The organism is Flavobacterium sp. GQ95 (assembly GCF_059758655.1).
Genome location: NZ_JCAXEB010000008.1, coordinates 123663 through 141935 on the forward strand (window position 1 = coordinate 123663; position 18273 = coordinate 141935).

Here is an 18273-nt window from a genome sequence, read left to right on the forward strand (position 1 = left end):
GTCTAATTTCTAAATTAAATTAAAATGAAAAAACTATTACTTTTAATCGCCTTTGCGTTAATATTTACCATATTTTCTTGTACTGCTGACGAATACGAAACTCAGCCAAAAAAGAAAACAGAGAAAATTATTGATCACTCAAAATCAACTCAGGCTGATGGTCCTGGTGATGACGGTCCTAAACCACCACCTCCACCACCTCCAACTGATCAATAATATATATTTTTAGTATTTAATTAATTACTATTTTCGGGGAAAGTAAATTTATATGTTACGGCCCCCGTTTTTTTATTTTATTATTCTTCTTTTCTTTTTTTCCTGTCAGGAAAAAAAGCCTGTCACTATTAATATTGATCCTATCCGAAAAGAGGCGTCTACTTTGCGAAATAAAGCAATTGAAAATATTGATAAACAAAACTTTAATACTGCTTTTTACCAGTTTAATAAATCAAAGCAGCTTTATGAAACATTAAAAGACAGTGCTAATATTGGCTATATACTTGTTCAAATGGCCGCTATCCAACAAGTCAATGGAGACTACTATGGGAGTAAGGAAACAGTGACCGAAGCATTACCTTATGTTAAAAATAAAAAAGAGTATTTAAGTAATATTAACAATAGGTTAGGGATTGCAGACAAAGAACTTTCTCTTTATAACGACGCTATTCTTTATTATAAGAAAGCATCAAATCAAGTAACAGATCCTATAGATAAACAAATTCCCTTATGTAATATTGCACCAATCTATATCCAACAAAAAAAATACGATAAAGCCATTATACTTCTAGAATCTATTTTAAATAAAAAATTAAAGAGGTCAGACGAATCTTTATCGAGAATGCAAGATAATTTGGGTTATGCTTACTTTAAAAATGGAATGCATGAAAAAGGATTCTCTTTAATGAATAAAGCACTACAAATAAGAAATGAAATCAAGGATACTTATGGAAGTATTGAAAGTTATCTGCACCTGGCTGATTATTATGCTAAAAAGGACATTCAAAAATCAGATAAAAATGCTTTTACAGCATACAATGTTGCTACAAAACTAAATAGTGTTGACGAAAGATTAGAAGCACTACAAATCATAATTTCGAATAATCACAGTGCAGATCATAACAAATACGTACAAAAGTATTTTACACTAAACGACAGCATTATTAAGATTAGAAATAACTTTAAAAATAAGTTTGCGAAGATTAAATACGATGCAAAAAAAGAAAAAGACGAAAATGCAAAACTTCGTTTAGAAAAAGCAGAAAACCTATTATCACTTCAAAGAGCCAAGTATCTTCGAATTGTATTTGCAATCGTTCTTGTTTTTTTAACCATTTTAATAGCCATTTTAATTCGTTACTATAAAAACAAAAGCAAAACCATAGAATTTAAAACTTCATATAACACCGAAACCCGAATTGCTAAAAAAATCCACGATGAATTAGCAAACGATGTCTATCATGTAATTGCCTTTGCCGAATCTCAGCCCTTATCAACGGAAAGTACCAAAGAAAATCTACTCCAAAAATTAGATGATATTTACGGACGTGTGAGAGGAATTTCAAAAGAAAACAATAGAATTGAGACGGGAGTAGACTTTACCAACAGCATAAAAGAAATGCTTTTGGCTTATGATACCAACGAAAGAAATATTATTGTGAACAATTTAGAAGATATCAACTGGGAAATTATTGATGAAACAAAAAAGATTACCATTAGTCGAATTTTACAGGAATTAATGGTGAATATGAAGAAACACAGTAAAGCAAGTCTAGTTCTTATAAAATTTGAAAATGATCACAAATCTATTTTAATACACTATACTGATAATGGTATCGGGTGCGAAAAAACTAAGATGATAAAAAATGGTCTTCTAAACATGGAAAGCCGTATTGAGGCTGTTAAAGGAACTTTTGATTTTGATACAGAACCTGATAAAGGGTTTAAAGCAAAAATAGCCATATCGAAATAACGAAAATTCCCAAATCTCAAATTCCAAATTCCAAATCTTAAACTTAATCCCAAATTTGACAACTCACCACTAATTTTCCCATACAAAAATCAGATTTCATAACGATAAAAAAGTTACCAGAACAACACCTGTAAACACCGTAAAAACTTCTTCCTTTGTCCTAATTTATAAATCAGGAGTCCTGAATTATAAATTTATTCCGATTCAAATTCCACCAATCATAGCTTTGTGAAAAATTTAATTCTAAAAGCTTATGAAAAAAATGATCTGTTTTATCGCACTAGTAATTTTGCCAACTTGTCTATTGGCACAAACAGGAGAAGAGGCGGCTGTTAAAAAATGTATTCAGAATTACCTAGATGGTACCTCATACAACAACCCTGACAACATCGAAAAAGCATTTTATTCCGAAGCCAATCTATTTTTAAGCCACAAAGACAAAGACTTATGGATTGTACCCATTAGCGAATACACAACATGGTTTAAAAATGACAAGCAGGGGCAATTTAATGGTCGCATAGGCAGAATTATTTCTATTGATCTCTATAACAACATAGCGTCGGCTAAGGCAGAAATACTAATACCTGACAAAAAAATGGAATTTATTGATCTGTTTTTACTCAAAAAGATTCAGGGCGAATGGAAAATAATCAGTAAATCGGCAAGCAGTTTAAGCAGTAATAAATCAGGACAGCAAATCTTGTTTATTGTTTCGAATGCCCATTATTATGGCAAATCGACCATAGCCACTGGCAATAGTTTTGCGGAAATAGTAAACGCCTACAATACTTTTAAAATATCTGGATACACAGTCGATTTTGTAAGTCCGGAAGGAGGAAGTATTCCATTAGCCTATATCAACACATCTGACTCTTTGCAAAAACAATATTTGTTTGATCCGGATTTTATGTACGCTATAAAAAATACTAAAAAACCCGAAGAAATTGATTCCAAAAATTATAAAGCTGTTTATTACGTTGGTGGCGGATCTGCTATGTATAATGTACCGGAAAATAAGCAAATTCAAACTATTGCATTAAAAGTATACGAAGAAAACAAGGGTATTATCTCTTCTGTTTGTCACGGAACTGCAGGAATTGTAAACTTAAAAACAAATGATGGCAAGTATTTAGTAGCGGGGAAAAAAATCAGTGGTTACCCAGAGTCATTTGAAAAACAAGATGGAGAATATTTTAAGCATTTCCCATTCTTGATTCAAAAGACAATTGAAGAAAGAGGAGGTAATTTTAAGTTTTCTAAAGGTGACATCTCACATGTAGAAACCGATGGAAGAATCGTCACTGGGCAAAATTTTCAATCGTCAAGCGATGTAGCTTTAAAGATTATACAATTAATAAACGAAGCTAAAACGAATAATCAATTATAGCATCAGATGATTTTACAATTATCCGAAGTTCAAGTATATTTAAAAACCTTCCAGAATTTTATTTCTGGGAGGCTTGTACTGATAACTAATTACTTCCATGATTTATAACGTCCTACTACGATAATCCATTTTAGTAGCTGTTGTACTTAGTTTTTTTCAAGGCAATCTATGTCCAATACGTCACTCAATTTACTTAAGCTAGATTTTGAGAATCGCCTGAATGCAAATTCAATAAATACATATCTAATTAGTAATAATTGTAGTATTGCCACAAGTATAAAGATTATTGAAAACTCTTCTTTGCTAGAAAAAAATTGAGCAACTAAACCTATGAAAGGAAAGCACAATAAAACACTTAGCAAAATTCGGAAGGCTTTATTTATTTCCACTTCAACTTGTCCATTTTTGTTAACAATTTTGCCTGTTAAAACGCAAAATGCCCCTTTTCCAATTTCTGAGGATATTATCCTAAACGTATTGTCTTTAATTATGCCACGAAATGATTTGTCGGTTATTTTTGAAGTCAAACTTTCAGACAGTTCAGTTCTTCTTTTTAAACGTTCAAGAGTTTCTGTTTGTTCTCCAATTATTTTGAAAGTATAATCGTTTTTTGGAAATATGTTCATTCGTTTTTTTGTTTTTAAAATTAGGTGCAATGTTCTGAGACTACATTAGATTTGAGACTAAATTAATCTCATTAATCGAACTTGCCAAATCATCTCAAATACAAAACCAACTTTTCATTTAACCTATTGTCCAAATTCGTTGTACTAGTTGTTACCAACCGTATTTTTTAGATATCAACAATGTCAATATCATATTTGTCATTCTTTAGTTTTACTTGTTTAAATTTTAGATTAGGATATTTAGCTTCTTCAATAATTTGACGAATCTCTGCTATCTCTTTTGGGTCAGATTTGCAACCAAAAATAATTTCAGTTAAACATTCCTTTTTAAAAGAGTATTTACCAAATGTCTTTTGAAGAGTTCTTATTTCTCCTTCGTATTTCCAATGGTCTGATTTTGTCAATACTGCCTTATTTACAAGTTTCTCTCTTTCGGTCAAGTAGTCGAACACAGGATATTCCGTTGAATATTTTACTGGAAATGTTAAAGAAAAAAAATCAGGGTCCTTAGTAATGTCAAATTTTAAGCAAATTCCTTTATGTGAAGAAGAGTAGTGAGCCCATAACAATAAATTTTTAGGATTTGGCAAGAAACAAGTTACTCCAATTTTGGCAAGGGTCTTTTTAAAGGTTGTAGTAAAATGTTTTGAAAAACTGCCAGGATTTTGTCTGTTGGCTTTAACAACATCTTCTGGTTTTATTTTTTCTCCGGTTAATTTTGTTGTGTAACTGACATAATCTTTTATTAATTCGTCTGTCCATTTTGTTTGGTCGTTAATTTGACAATCAAAAGGGTCATTGAATGACGTTGGGTCTGCAAAGTAAAGTTCTGCATCTTTAAGTGTTTTTTTTAGATTGCTAGAAATCGAAGTATGTTTATAAAGTATTGATGGTATTTGACCATCATCTATCATTTTGCTGTGTAGTTCTAATATTCGTTTTTTATCCATGAGTTTTTTTTTAAATATAGTTGGTAACTTCTATATATGTATAATGAAATCATACAAAGCCACCCGAATCAAGGCAGATAGGTATAATGTTAATCACATATATTTTTCTTTCAAATATATTATTTTCTTTTTCCAAATTACAAACTAATATAGATTAACAATAACATTTCAAAAGAATCCTATTCCTGTCCGAGCCAGAACACTCATTTCCATAAGAACTTTTAACTTCTCATAAAACGAATCAATCTATTTTCTTTCCTCTTTATTCTTTCTTCTTTCCCCAAAAAAAACCTCTCAGAATTTTACTTCTGAGAGGCCTCTACTAATAACTAATTAAAATGGTAACCTACTTCCAACCCCCGCCTAAGTCTCTGTAAACATGAACTGCCGCGTTGAGTTGTTCTTTTTTAGTATCGATCAGTTCTAATTTCGATTCTAATGCGTCACGCTGTGTCATTAAAACTTCAAAATAATCCACTCTGGCCGATTTAAATAAATCATTAGAGACATCAATCGAAGTGTTTAACGCATCAACCTGTTGTGATTTTAGATCATAACTCTTTTGAAGGTTATCGATTTTAGAAAGCTGATTAGATACTTCTAAATAAGCGTTTAAAATAGTTTTATCATAATTATATAAAGCCTGAAGCTGTCTCGCATTGGCACTTGAAAACTCGGCTTTAATGGCATTTCTATTGATCAAAGGCGCAGCAAGATCTCCTGCCAAAGAATATAAAATAGATTCCGGGAAGGTGAACAAATAAGAAGGTTTGAAAGCCTGAACCCCAAACGCTGCAGAAATATCAAGTGACGGATAAAATTCGGCACGGGCTACTTTCACATCCAATTTAGCAGCAACCAATTCTAATTCTGCCTGTTTTACATCAGGACGGTTCATCAACAATTGAGATGGCATACCGGCACTAACGGAAGCTGGCAATAACGTTAAGAAGTTGCTGTTTGTTCTTTTAATTTCCTGCGGATAACGTCCTAACAAGAAATTAATTTTGTTCTCATTTTCTTTTATTTGTTGTAAAATGTCAAACTCCAGACTTTTTGAAGTTAAAACTTCGGCCTCAAATTTCTTAACGCCCAATTCTGTAGCTCTCGCCGCCTGTTTTTGAATTTTTACAATTTCCAATGCATTGGATTGCAATGTGATCGTTTGTTTTACAATATCCAATTGAGTATCTAAAGCCAATAATTCATAGTAAGAATCGGCTATTTCAGCAATAAGATTGGTCACTACAAAGTTCTTCCCTTCAACTGTAGCCAAATATCTGTTTACTGCTGCTTTTTTAGAATTACGCAGTTTTTTCCAGATATCTACTTCCCAATTTGCATAAGCTGCAATGGTAAAATCTCCAAGCGGATCAGGCGTTTCAATACCTGGTTTTATTTCTGTAGTGGCATCACCAGCCCCTTGGCTGGTGTACCTACCTACTTTCTCTACTCCAGCTCCGGCGCGTACTCCGACAGTTGGTAATAAAAGGCCTTTGCGAACCCTAATATCATTTTTTGCTATTTCGATTTCCTGTAGCGTCATGTTTAACTCCTGATTGTTTTTCAGGGCCACATCAATCAAATCAACAAGGTTTTGATCCTTAAAGAACTCATTCCATTTTACAGTAGACGTATTGGTTGTATCCTGAGCTTTTGCAATACCAAATGCTTCAGGAACAGGTGTGCTGGTCGTTGCCGTCTCTGCCGCTGGAGCTTTACAGCCCGCAACAGCAAGGCATAAACCTACCGCAACACTATATTGATATAATTTGAATTTAGACATGATTGTTATCAATTTCTTCAGTTAATGGATTCTCTTCTTCATTTTTAACCAATTTGTGTTTCTCTGCAATTCTTCCGAAAATGTAATACAATCCCGGAATTACAAATACTCCGCAAATAGTTCCGATAAGCATACCTCCCGCAGCTGCTGTTCCAATGGTTCTGTTACCAATTTTACCCGGACCAGAAGCAAAAGCAAGCGGTAATAATCCCGCAATAAAAGCAAATGAAGTCATCAAAATAGGACGGAACCTCGCTTTCGCTCCTTCCATTGCAGCTTCAAGAACTGTTTTACCGGCAGCATGTCGCTGTATCGCAAACTCTACAATCAACACGGCATTTTTACCTAGTAAACCAATAAGCATTACCATCGCAACCTGAGCATAAATATTGTTTTCTAATCCTGTTACTTTCAATAAAAGGAAAGCTCCAAAAATACCTGCTGGTAAAGAAAGAATTACAGATAATGGCAGAATAAAACTTTCGTATTGTGCCGCTAATACCAGGTACACGAACCCTAAACAAATAAGGAATACCCAAATTGCCTGATTTCCTTGTGCAACCTCATCGGCTGAAATACCTGCCCAGTCAATATCAAATCCTCTCGGTAATTTTTTAGCCGCAACTTCCTGAATTACTTTAATCGCTGTTCCGGAACTATATCCCGGAGCAGGACCACCACTAATCTCGGTTGAGGTATACATATTGTGTCTCGTAATCTCTGAAAGACCGTATACTTTTTCCAATTTCATAAAGGCAGAAAAAGGAACCATTTCATCACGGTCATTTTTCACATACAATTTCAAAATGTCATCTGGCTGTGCACGATATTCTGGTGCAGCCTGAACGATTACTTTATAGTTAATTCCGTATTTAATGAAACTGATTTCGTAGTTACTACCCACAAGAGTTGACAAGGTATTCATCGCATTTTCGATAGAAACTCCTTTTTGTTGTGCCAAATCATTGTCGACTTTCATCATATATTGAGGGAAGCTCGCACTAAAGAAACTAAACACGTTAGATAGCTCTGGACGTTTATTCAATTCTTCAACAAACTCTTTATTGACTTCTTCTACTTTTTTGAAATCACCTGCACCTGTTTTGTCCAGCAAACGAAGTTCAAATCCTCCTGCTGCTCCATATCCTGGTACTGCTGGCGGTTGGAAAAATTCGATATTTGCACCGGGAATATCTTTCGATTTTTCTTCCAGTTCAATCATAATTTCCTGTACCGATTGTTTACGATCGTTCCAGTCTTTCAAGTTGATCAAACAAGTTCCGGCGTTAGATCCGGTACCTTCCGTCAAAATTTCGTAACCTGCCAATGAAGAAACCGATTTAACTCCCTCTACCGTTTCGGCTATTTTTTGCAGTTTCTCCGCAATATTATTTGTTCTTTCTAATGATGAACCCGGAGGTGTCTGGATAATAGCATAAAACATTCCCTGATCCTCATTCGGAATAAACCCTGAAGGCACAGTGCTACTAATCAACCATGTTCCGGCACAAAATCCAAGAAGTGCGATAATAGTAACGGCTCTTCTGTTTACGATTTTCGCTAATACATTTTGGTATTTGCCCTGAGCAAGGTTAAACTTGTTGTTAAAACCATCTATAAATCTGTTTACAGGTGTTTTCTTTTTAGGCGTACCGTGATTATTTTTTAACATCATCGCACAAAGTGCCGGTGTCAGAGTCAAAGCCACAATACCGGAAAGGATAATCGCCGTTGCCATCGTAATCGAGAACTGTCTGTAAAATACTCCAACAGGACCTGACATAAACGCAACCGGAATAAATACCGCTGCCATTAAGAATGTAATCGCCACAATTGCTCCTGCAATCTCGTGCATCGCTTTTTTAGTCGCTTTCAATGGCGAAAGATGTTCTTCCTCCATCTTGGCGTGAACTGCTTCAATAACCACAATCGCATCATCGACGACGACCCCAATCGCCAAAACCAGAGCAAACAACGTAATTAAGTTCAATGAAATATCAAAGAAGGTCATAAACACAAAGGTTCCCACCAACGAAACCGGTACAGCAATTGCCGGAATAACCGTAGATCTCCAGTCTCCTAAGAAAAGAAACACAACTAAACCAACCAAAATAAAAGCTTCGATTAAAGTGTGAATTACTTTCTCAATAGAAGCATCTAAGAATTTAGAAACGTCATAAGAGATTTCGTAATCCATTCCCTTTGGGAATTTTTGTTTGATTTTTTCCAGTTTGGCTTTGACGTCTTCAATAACCTGATTCGCGTTACTTCCAAAAGATTGTTTCAATACAATAGCTGCAGATGGTCTTCCATTCAAATTAGAGTAAATGTCATACATCGAGCTACCGAATTCAATTTTAGCAATATCTTTCAAACGCAAAAGTTCCCCGTTGCTATTTGATTTTACTATAATGTTCTCATATTGCTCTTTGCTTGTAAAACGCCCTGAATATTTCAATACATATTCAAATGCCTGAGAACGTTTACCAGAACTTTCACCCGTTTTACCTGGAGATGCCTCCAAACTCTGACTTGATAACGCTTCCATTACCTCATCAGCAGATATTTTATAAGCTAACATACGATCTGGTTTTAACCAAATACGCATCGCATATTCACGTGTTCCTAATATATCTCCGGAACCAACTCCATTTACCCTTTTCAATTCTGATAATACGTTGATATCAGCATAATTGTATAAGAACTTCATGTCGGTATTTTTATCCGTACTGTAAAGATTCACATACATCAACATACTCGGAACCTCACGGGTAATCTTTACTCCCTCTCTTACTACTAATGGAGGTAGTTTATTAGTCACCGAAGCCACACGGTTCTGCACGTTAATCGCAGCCTGGTTAGGATCGGTACCTAAGTTAAATACAACCTGAATACTTGCTTCACCATCATTTCCGGCATCAGAAGTCATATATTTCATTCCCGGAACTCCATTTAAAGCTCTTTCTAACGGAATAACAACCGATTTGATCATCAATTCACCATTAGATCCAGGATAATCTGCGGTAACATTTACCATCGGCGGAGAGATGGAAGGAAACTGGGTGATAGGTAAATTCATCACCGATAATATTCCTAAAAAGACAATAACCAGCGATATTACTATCGACAGTACAGGTCTTTGTATAAATTTATTAAACATTTATTTATTTTTTAATGATTAAACCAAAACGAAAATTACAATTGTTTCAGGTTTCAGGTTTCAATACAATCCGCTGAAAACTGAAAACTGCGACTGAACACTTGCTTACTCCGCTTTTACGCGTAAATGATTGATTACCGTTTGAGGAGATTGGAATTCATATTTAATTTTGTCGTTCTCTTTTACTTTCTGAACTCCTTCAAGTAAAATTTTGTCATTTTCAGCAAGTCCCGTTTTTACTACATATAAATCAGGTACTTCACCTGTAATGGTGATTTCTCTTGAACTTACTTTATTGTTTTTATCTACAATAAAAACATATTTTTTATCCTGAATTTCGTAAGTAGCTTTTTGCGGAATCACAATAGCGTTTTTAAGAGGAACAAGCATTTGAACTTTTCCGGTTTCTCCGTTTCTTAGCAATTTTTCTGAATTAGGGAATCTCGCTCTGAAAGCAATATTTCCGGTTTCATTATTAAATTCACTTTCGATAACCTCTACATTTCCTTTGTATTTAAAAGACTCTCCATTAGCTAAAAGCAAATTCACTTTAGTTTCTGCACGGTCTTTTACATCCGTTTGGTATTGAAGATATTCCGGCTCAGATACATTGAAGTAAGCAAACATTTGGCTGTTGTCTGAAAGACTGGTTAACAATTCACCTTCGTCAATAAGACTTCCTAATTTTAATGGAATACGATCAATTGTTCCGTCAAACGGAGCTCTGATTTCAGTAAATGATAAATGAAGTTTTGCCAATGCAACCTCGGCTTTTGCAGATTGCAATTTTGCCTGAGCCACGCTTAATTCGTTTTTAGAAACGATATTTTTATCTGCCAGTAACTTCGAATTTTGCAATTCAATTTCTACAGATTTTTGTTCCGCCTGAGCCTTAAGCAATTCAGCCTGATACATGTTTGGCATAATTTTAAACAACAACTGGCCCTTTTTTACAAACTGGCCTTCATCAACATAAATGTTTTGTAGAAACCCTTTTTCCTGGGCGCGGAGTTCGATATTCCGTACAGATTTAATCTGCGAAACATACTCTTTGGTAAATGAAGTGTCAATTTTTACAGGGTTTGTCACTGTAAATTTTTCAACTTCTTCTTTTTCTTCTTTTTTTGATGTACAACTGGTTAGGCACAACAAGGCAAGCATGCCTGTTAACACGATAATTCTTTTCATGATTTTAATGGAAATTTAAGCGATTGAATGCTTGGAATGCAGTGATTCCTTTAGATGAAAAAATGCATCAGCAAGCCTAAGTCAGATCTTAAATTTCATATAAGAAGAAGTAGAAAAAATATACATCAAAAGATATGCACGATCACAACAAAGGTGACTGATGTATATTCTAAATCATATTCTTAATACTCGTTGAGTAATATAAATAGGATTTGACTGGCCACAAGATGAGCCGAAAATTTCAAAACGATTAAATGAATTCACAACGATCTGACGTGAGATTGTCAGATACCAGCCATCTAATAAGCTATAATTTGTTGCAAAAAACTTATTACTTAAACTATCTTTAAGATTATCATTACCAAGACATTCTTCATCAAGATCTACATCGGCATCTTCTATGATAGAACTGCCCTGATCCTGAGTAGTGTATTTAACGCGATGTCTTTTCTCCAGATAGTGATGAGAACTTTGGTGCGTTTCAGCATTAAGATATTGCCCTCCGCCTAGCAGAAGGAAATTCATAAACACTAAAAATACTATTAACTTTCTCATTTGGGTGCGAAAGTAAGTAAAGTATTTATACAAAAAAAGAAAATTTTATAAGCTTTAACATTTAAAAAAACACGAAAACGTTTTCATTATTTTTTTACTCAGAAATTATAATAAAACCTTAATAATTTCTTGCAAAATCTCATAAAAATATCATTTTGTAAACAAAAACTTACTAACAAAAGTGGTTGATTTTCCAAATAAAATCAAAATCGCAAATATTTGACGGCTACAATTTTATTCCGTAAAAATAGTTTAACTAGGAAAGCAAAATTTCCATTATTGAAAATTCCTGACCTGATTTAACAAACGTTTTACCAATATCTGTCATGCTAAATTTCTCGTAAAATGACTTTTTATTGGTTCTTGCATTACACCATACTTTTCGCAAACCTTTATCTTTTGCAAGTTTCAAAATATGATTTAACAATAATGAAGCTATTCCCTTTCCCTGATAGTTTTCCAGTGTTGCTAATTTTCTAAACTGCATTTCATCATCAGCAATAAAACAAGAAACAATTGAAACTAATTTATCCTGATCAAACACTCCAAAATGTAGTCCTGAATTATCCTCTTCCAACTGAACAAATTCAAAAGGCTGATCTGGCCACATTACTTTATGCCTAATTTCCCAGGTTTCTGAAGCTTTAATTGATGCAATTTTCACTTTGCTATTGTTGTTTATCATATAAAACAAATTTACGGGACTTTAAAAGCATTTTAATCAAAACAAAGAGTTTTCTTAATTTACTCATATTCAAAATAATACATTAAAATAAATTCTAAAATATGATACTATTCTGATTAATAATAATTATTTTTATGCTATGTAAATACAAATAAATCCAATTATGAAAAAATTCATTTTAGCAGCATTATTATGTATTAGTGTAAATGGCTTTGCACAATTGATACAATTTGGACCTCAATTTTCTTCTAATATAACTTCGGTTATTACGGATGATTTCAGTTCCAAAAGCTCTGGTACCGACATTGGTTTTGCAGGTTTTGTAAGAGTGAATTTATTACTTTTTTATGGTCAGGGAGAATTTGGGTATGCATCTTCAAAATTTAGTGTTTCACAAACCGGAATTGGAGAAACCGAATATACATTAGGAGGAACAGACGCGACCTTAATTGCAGGTTTCAAAATTGTTCCCTTAGGAAAACTAGGAAACATTAGGGTTTTTGTTGGCTACAACTGGAAAAATTATTCTGATATAAAAGCGAGCAATAGCCTTAATTATATTGCATTTGAGAAAAACAACAGCAGTTTTCTTGGTGGTGCCGGAGTCGATTTATGGAGATTTACGGTAGACTATCGCTACCTGGCCGGTGTTACTGATCTTGACCCTTCCGGACGAAGTGTCAAAACAGGGATCTCTAATTTCTCCGTAGGATTTAAATTCTTGTAAACTTAAAATAGAGCATAAAAAAGGGAATCAATTTGATTCCCTTTTTTGTTATTTTACCTTGCTGTAAAATCGTTCCAAATTATCAGCTTTTATTTTCTCAACACCATTTTCCGTTTGTTTGGCAATATTGATTACATGCAATATATCTGAATCTTCGTTTAATGAACAATTCCAAATAGTTCCATCAGATAGAATAATAGCTGAAAATAAAGCATCGGATTGATCTTTGTTGTAATAGGCTAAATCTTCAGACTTGATCAATTTTTTCGCTTTTGTTTTAGTATCTAATTCATAAAACAAAATCTGTTTTTGATTAATTTCTACCAATTCTTCTACTGTCTTAGAGTTGGTATTATTAGCAGCATTTACAGCCCAAAGTGGTTTGTCGCCATTCATTTTCCAGGTTCCGATAACTTTATCCATGATGCTTTTTCTTAACATGATTTTTAGGCTATCTACTTTTTTGATAGACTCTTTTCCTAATTCGTTTTCGGGCTTAATTTTAGAAGCGATAGAAAATAAATCAAGTGCTTTTACAAAATCAGCTTTCTTGTAGCAGGAAACCGCCAATTCATATCTTGTTTTTTGAAATGCAACTTTTGGATCATTCTGAGCAATAATTGTACAGGAGAATAGTAGAACAAGAAAAATTAGGGGCTTTTTCATTTGTGTTATTATTTTTTATTTTTTGCAAAAATACACGGTTAGCACCTAACTATTTTACGTCTTTCCTCATTTATGTTGCGAATACTTAATTTTTAACATATTAAAACAAAAAAAATAAGCTTATTATTGATTATTTCAATGAATTATTCGCAATCATTCTTAAAAAGTTACATAATCTATCTTAAATAAATTAGTAGAATAGAACATATGCCGAACAACAATGTCAACTGAATTTTAAAATGCTTTTAAAATCTGCATTGCTTTTTCCGTGTCACTTTTACCAACAAAAATATGATCATGATAAAATCCTGCCACAACATTACAGCTAATTCCCTTATCTGAAAGTGCTTTTGAAAACGCCGCTGTTAATCCGACAGCTTCCAAAGAAGAATGTACCGAAAGCGTTATCCACGACATTGTCATCGAATAGTCTAAATTCAATTTCTCCGCAATTTCTCTTTTAAGAATTAATGTTGTTGCTTCTTTTTCTTTAAAGAACATTTCAACTTCATCCAAATTAAGATTTCCTAATTTTTCGACTTTACAAAAAACATAATCTCCAGAGTTATGTTCCGGCTTCATGCTCTTTAGCAATATTTGCAAATCTTTTTCTCCAGACATTTTGAATTTTATTAAGTTGATTATTAAAAAACCGCCTTTCTAAATGAAAAAGACGGTTTAGAAATTCGCTTATTTTATTTTACAATAAAATTATTATTCGCCGGAGTGGCGTCCATAAAAATACCTCCATCAAGCGCAATACTTTTGATTTGCTTTTTGCTGTTCAAAATAATGGTCGCCAGTTTTTGATTGCTTTCCCAAACTGCCGGAGTTTGATGAACTATTTCTTTTGAATCATCAGAGTAAACAATTTTCACATCAAACGGAATTGCAAAACCTCCCGTGTTTTCTACTGAAATACTATTTTTAGAAACCTCTTTAACCGAAATATCAATATAATTATTAGTAAAAAACCAGTTGTTAAAAAACCAGTTCAAATTTTTTCCTGAAGCCGTATTCATAGAGTTGAAATAATCCCACGGAATTGGGTGTTTTCCATTCCAATTCTCCATATAGGCATGCAATGATTTTTTGAACAAATCATCCCCCAACAAATCTTTTAAAGCGATATAAGAAAGAGAAGCTTTTCCATACGAATTATTTCCATAACCTGCTCCCGAAAGTTGAGAGGACATCGATATAATAGGCTGATCTTCTTCTGTAGAAGCATCTTTGATGTATTGCTCAACTCTAAAGCTCTTATAGAATTTATCTGCAGCTTCTTTACCATGTTCAGCAATTCCGATTAAATATTCGAAAGTGGTTGCCCAGCCTTCATCCATAAAAGCATAACGGGTTTCATTGATTCCCATATAAAAAGGAAAATAAGTGTGTGCCACTTCATGATCCTGAACCAATTGAGCAAATTTAGGATCTCCCATTTGAGAATCGTTGCACATCATTGGATATTCCATATCTGCAAATCCCTGGAAAGCCGTCATTTTTGAAAACGGATAAGGAATTCCCGGCCAATTATTTGAAAACCAATCCAGAGCATATTGATTATTTTTTACAGAAACCGTAAAATCACTTCCTTTTACGTCATAAGCTGCCTGCACACTGGCGCGACGATTTGTTTTTTTATCAACCAAAACGCTGCTCGCATCCCATAAATAATGATCACTTAATCCAAAACAAACATCTGAAATATGTTTCGCCTCAAATTTCCAGATATTCCAATCGTTTTGTTTGGTTACGACACCTCTTTTCATTTCTTGTTCATTGGCGATATGTAATACTTCGTCGGTAACATAAGATTTTTTTAAACGTGTTGAAAATTCAGGTTGTAAAACCTCATCCGGATTTAATAAATCTCCTGTTGCATACACTACGTAATTTTTTGGAGCTTTTACAGCATAAGTATAATCATTAAAGTCGTTGTAAAACTCCTGACGATCTGTATGAGCTAATCTATCCCATTTATTGTAATCATCATAAACGGTTACACGCGGATAACTGTAGGCGACAAAAAAGGTCGTTTCGTCTATTTGTCCTTCTCTCCCGCTATCTTTAGACAAAGGATAATTCCAGTCGATATTTATAGTAATTTTAGAATGAGGAAGAATTGCTTTTTTCAATTTAACATTCCCTACCGTTCCCCATTTTCTTGCGTCTTCTTTATAAACATCTCCCTCCACTTTTAAGGAGGTAATCGTAAGTCCGTCACTTAAAAAATCATCCGTTACACTACCGCCTCGTGGTGAGGAGGGCTTATGAAGATTATTAACAAACCTAATAAGTAAGTTTTTTAAAGTATCCTGACTATTATTTTCGTAAACGATAGATTCAGTTCCGCTAACGATTTTAGTTTTAGGATCTACCGCTATTTCCATGGTGTATTTACCATGATTCTGCCAATAATTTTTTCCCGGTTTCCCGTCCATAGAACGAGTTCCTTTTGCGTAAGCTTCTTTTATATTTCTAGGCATATAAAGCTCTTGTGCAAAGCTGTTTTGTGCAAGAAAAATAAATGCAATTACCACTAATTGAAGTACATTTTTTCTCATAACTAGTTTTAAGATTTTGATGATTTAATATTGATATAATATTAGTGGATTTTTTCAACTTAATGTTACATTTCTTTTTAAAATTATGCTTTTTGTTATGTTGGGGGGCACTTAACCGCAAAGGTCGCTAAGAATTACGCAAGGGTCGCAAAGTTTATTTTTATTTACTCACTGGCGAGAATTTCACGCAAAGTCGCAAAGCCGCCAAGTTTAAAAAATTTAAAAGCTTCAAAAAAACTTGGCGACTTGGCGGCTTTGCGAGATTAAAAAGAAAAACTTAGTGTCCTGCCTTTGTGACAAAACCTTAGAACCTTAGTATCTCAGAATCTTAGCAACTTAGGCAAAAAAAAACCGTCTTTCTCTGGCGAAAAAAGACGGTATCTACAATTAATATATAACCTTAATAACTACAAAATATAATCGGTATTAATAAAATTCGATTCTTTGCTGTTTAGCAATTCCTGCAGAATTTCATTATTATAAGCGATATCTTTTGAAGCCACGAACGTACGGATTGAGAACGAACGCAAAGCATCCGGAATACTTAAGGTTCCTACAGCAGAATCTTTACGACCTGTAAACGGGAACGCATCCGGTCCTCTTTGGCAAGAACTGTTGAGGTTTACCCTGCAAACTAAATTTACTAAAGCATCGATAAGCGGTGCCAAAGTTTTAATATCTTTTCCGAACAAACTTACTTGCTGACCGTAATTTGATTCGGCCATATCTTCAAGAGGTTCGTTAATATCTTTGAAAGAAATAATTGGCACAACTGGTCCAAATTGTTCTTCATGATACACTCTCATTTCTTTATTTACAGGATATAAAACAGCCGGAAAAATAAAGTTCTCAGTATGTTTTCCACCTTTTTCGTTCAGAATTTTTGCGCCTTTATGAACCGCATCATCAATTAATCCCTGAATATAAGCTGGTTTGTCCGTTTCCGGAAGCGGTGTCAAAGAAGCACCTTTATCCCACGGATTTCCAAATCCTAATGCATCTACTTTTTCAGAAAAACGTCTGTTGAATTCTTCTGCAATAGATTCATGAACATATAATACTTTTAAAGCAGTACAACGCTGACCATTGAAAGACAAACTTCCTGCAATACATTCCTGAATAGCCAAATCTAAATCGGCATCCGGTAAAATAATCGCCGGGTTTTTAGCTTCCAAACCTAAAATCAAACGCAATCTGTTTTTGTTTGGATGCTGATCCTGCAAAGCAATCGCCGATTTACTGTTTCCAATTAAGGCCAAAACATCAATTTTTCCAGATTTCATAATCGGGGAAGCAACTTCACGGCCTCTTCCGTATACGATATTGATAACTCCTTTCGGAAAACTGCTTCTAAAAGCTTCCAACAATGGCGAAATACATAAAACACCATGTTTAGCCGGTTTAAAGATTACAGCGTTACCCATAATCAAAGCTGGAATCAATAACGAGAAAGTCTCGTTAAGAGGGTAATTGTAAGGTCCAAGACACAAAACAACACCAAGAGGTCCACGGCGAATCATCGCGTTTACACCCTGTACTTTAGAAAAGTGTGAACTGCGTCCGTTTAATTCCTTATAACTGTCAATAGTATCCTGAATATATTCAACGGTTCTGTCGAATTCTTTTTGCGAATCGCCAAGGTTTTTTCCAATTTCCCACATCAAAAGTTTAACCACTTCTTCGCGGGTTTCTTTCATCTGTCTTACGAAATTTTCCATGCATTTAATACGGTCAACCACTTTCATAGTTGGCCATAAACCTTGTCCTTTATTATAAGCGGCATTTGCAGCTTCAACCACTTCCGCAGCTTCTTTTTCTGCCATGAACGGAATCGATCCTAATAATGTCGGTGTATATTTTTCTGTAGAAGAAATAGTCGAAAACACAGGTGTGGTTTGCCCTGTCCATTTTTTTAATTCTCCATTTACAAGATAGGTATCTTGATTTATCAGGTTTGTAATCTGATATTCTTCTGGTATTAAACTCATAATCTGGTACTTTATAGTT

General features: G+C 34.1%; 15 protein-coding genes. 4 read left to right on the plus strand and 11 right to left on the minus strand.

The annotated features are described in order from the left end of the window. Positions 1-24: 24 nt before the first annotated feature. From AC6CH4_RS16145 to AC6CH4_RS16155, 3 genes are all read left to right on the plus strand, one after another. Positions 25-216 (plus strand): hypothetical protein, encoded by a 192-nt coding sequence (locus AC6CH4_RS16145; RefSeq protein WP_498104722.1) that lies wholly within the window; start codon positions 25-27, stop codon positions 214-216. 163 nt (positions 217-379) lie between these two features. Continuing rightward, positions 380-1969 (plus strand): tetratricopeptide repeat-containing sensor histidine kinase, encoded by a 1590-nt coding sequence (locus AC6CH4_RS16150; protein ID WP_498104724.1) that lies wholly within the window; start codon positions 380-382, stop codon positions 1967-1969. A gap of 253 nt (positions 1970-2222) precedes the next feature. Then, positions 2223-3356, plus strand: coding sequence for a nuclear transport factor 2 family protein (locus AC6CH4_RS16155; protein ID WP_498104726.1), 1134 nt, complete (start codon positions 2223-2225; stop codon positions 3354-3356). A gap of 146 nt (positions 3357-3502) precedes the next feature. Here AC6CH4_RS16155 and AC6CH4_RS16160 read toward each other — a convergent pair whose 3' ends face one another. The 7 genes from AC6CH4_RS16160 to AC6CH4_RS16190 form a co-directional block, all read right to left on the minus strand. Further along, the gene (locus AC6CH4_RS16160; RefSeq protein ID WP_498104728.1) at positions 3503-3982 is read right to left on the minus strand and encodes a hypothetical protein; all 480 of its coding nucleotides are present in this window, start codon (positions 3980-3982) and stop codon (positions 3503-3505) included. Positions 3983-4149: 167 nt separating this feature from the next. Beyond that, complete coding sequence (locus AC6CH4_RS16165; protein WP_498104730.1) at positions 4150-4932, minus strand: DUF2971 domain-containing protein; 783 nt, start codon at positions 4930-4932, stop codon at positions 4150-4152. Between the two features lie 346 nt (positions 4933-5278). Continuing rightward, the gene (locus AC6CH4_RS16170; protein ID WP_498104732.1) at positions 5279-6718 is read right to left on the minus strand and encodes a TolC family protein; all 1440 of its coding nucleotides are present in this window, start codon (positions 6716-6718) and stop codon (positions 5279-5281) included. Continuing rightward, positions 6711-9878 (minus strand): efflux RND transporter permease subunit, encoded by a 3168-nt coding sequence (locus tag AC6CH4_RS16175; protein WP_498104734.1) that lies wholly within the window; start codon positions 9876-9878, stop codon positions 6711-6713. Before AC6CH4_RS16175 ends, AC6CH4_RS16170 begins: the two co-directional genes overlap by 8 nt. A 105-nt stretch (positions 9879-9983) precedes the next feature. After that, on the minus strand, positions 9984-11066 hold the full coding sequence (locus tag AC6CH4_RS16180; protein ID WP_498104736.1) for an efflux RND transporter periplasmic adaptor subunit: 1083 nt from the start codon (positions 11064-11066) through the stop codon (positions 9984-9986). 174 nt (positions 11067-11240) lie between these two features. After that, complete coding sequence (locus AC6CH4_RS16185) at positions 11241-11591, minus strand: hypothetical protein (RefSeq protein ID WP_498104738.1); 351 nt, start codon at positions 11589-11591, stop codon at positions 11241-11243. A 286-nt stretch (positions 11592-11877) separates the two neighbouring features. Beyond that, positions 11878-12306, minus strand: a complete 429-nt coding sequence (locus AC6CH4_RS16190) for a GNAT family N-acetyltransferase (protein WP_498104740.1) — start codon at positions 12304-12306, stop codon at positions 11878-11880. Positions 12307-12469: 163 nt separating this feature from the next. On the opposite strand from AC6CH4_RS16190, the gene AC6CH4_RS16195 reads away from it, so the two are divergent. Then, positions 12470-13033, plus strand: a complete 564-nt coding sequence (locus AC6CH4_RS16195; RefSeq protein ID WP_498104742.1) for a putative outer membrane beta-barrel protein — start codon at positions 12470-12472, stop codon at positions 13031-13033. Between the two features lie 48 nt (positions 13034-13081). On the opposite strand, the gene AC6CH4_RS16200 is transcribed toward AC6CH4_RS16195, so the two are convergent. The 4 genes from AC6CH4_RS16200 to AC6CH4_RS16215 all read right to left on the minus strand — a co-directional run bounded on the left by AC6CH4_RS16200 (position 13082) and on the right by AC6CH4_RS16215 (position 18254). Continuing rightward, positions 13082-13699, minus strand: a complete 618-nt coding sequence (locus AC6CH4_RS16200) for a hypothetical protein (protein WP_498104744.1) — start codon at positions 13697-13699, stop codon at positions 13082-13084. Between the two features lie 234 nt (positions 13700-13933). Continuing rightward, positions 13934-14320, minus strand: coding sequence for an ACT domain-containing protein (locus AC6CH4_RS16205; protein ID WP_498104746.1), 387 nt, complete (start codon positions 14318-14320; stop codon positions 13934-13936). A gap of 74 nt (positions 14321-14394) precedes the next feature. Then, on the minus strand, positions 14395-16266 hold the full coding sequence (locus tag AC6CH4_RS16210; RefSeq protein WP_498104748.1) for a M1 family metallopeptidase: 1872 nt from the start codon (positions 16264-16266) through the stop codon (positions 14395-14397). Between the two features lie 407 nt (positions 16267-16673). Next, positions 16674-18254: an NADP-dependent glyceraldehyde-3-phosphate dehydrogenase gene (locus AC6CH4_RS16215; protein WP_498104750.1), complete on the minus strand. Its 1581-nt coding sequence runs from the start codon at positions 18252-18254 to the stop codon at positions 16674-16676. Positions 18255-18273: the final 19 nt, after the last annotated feature.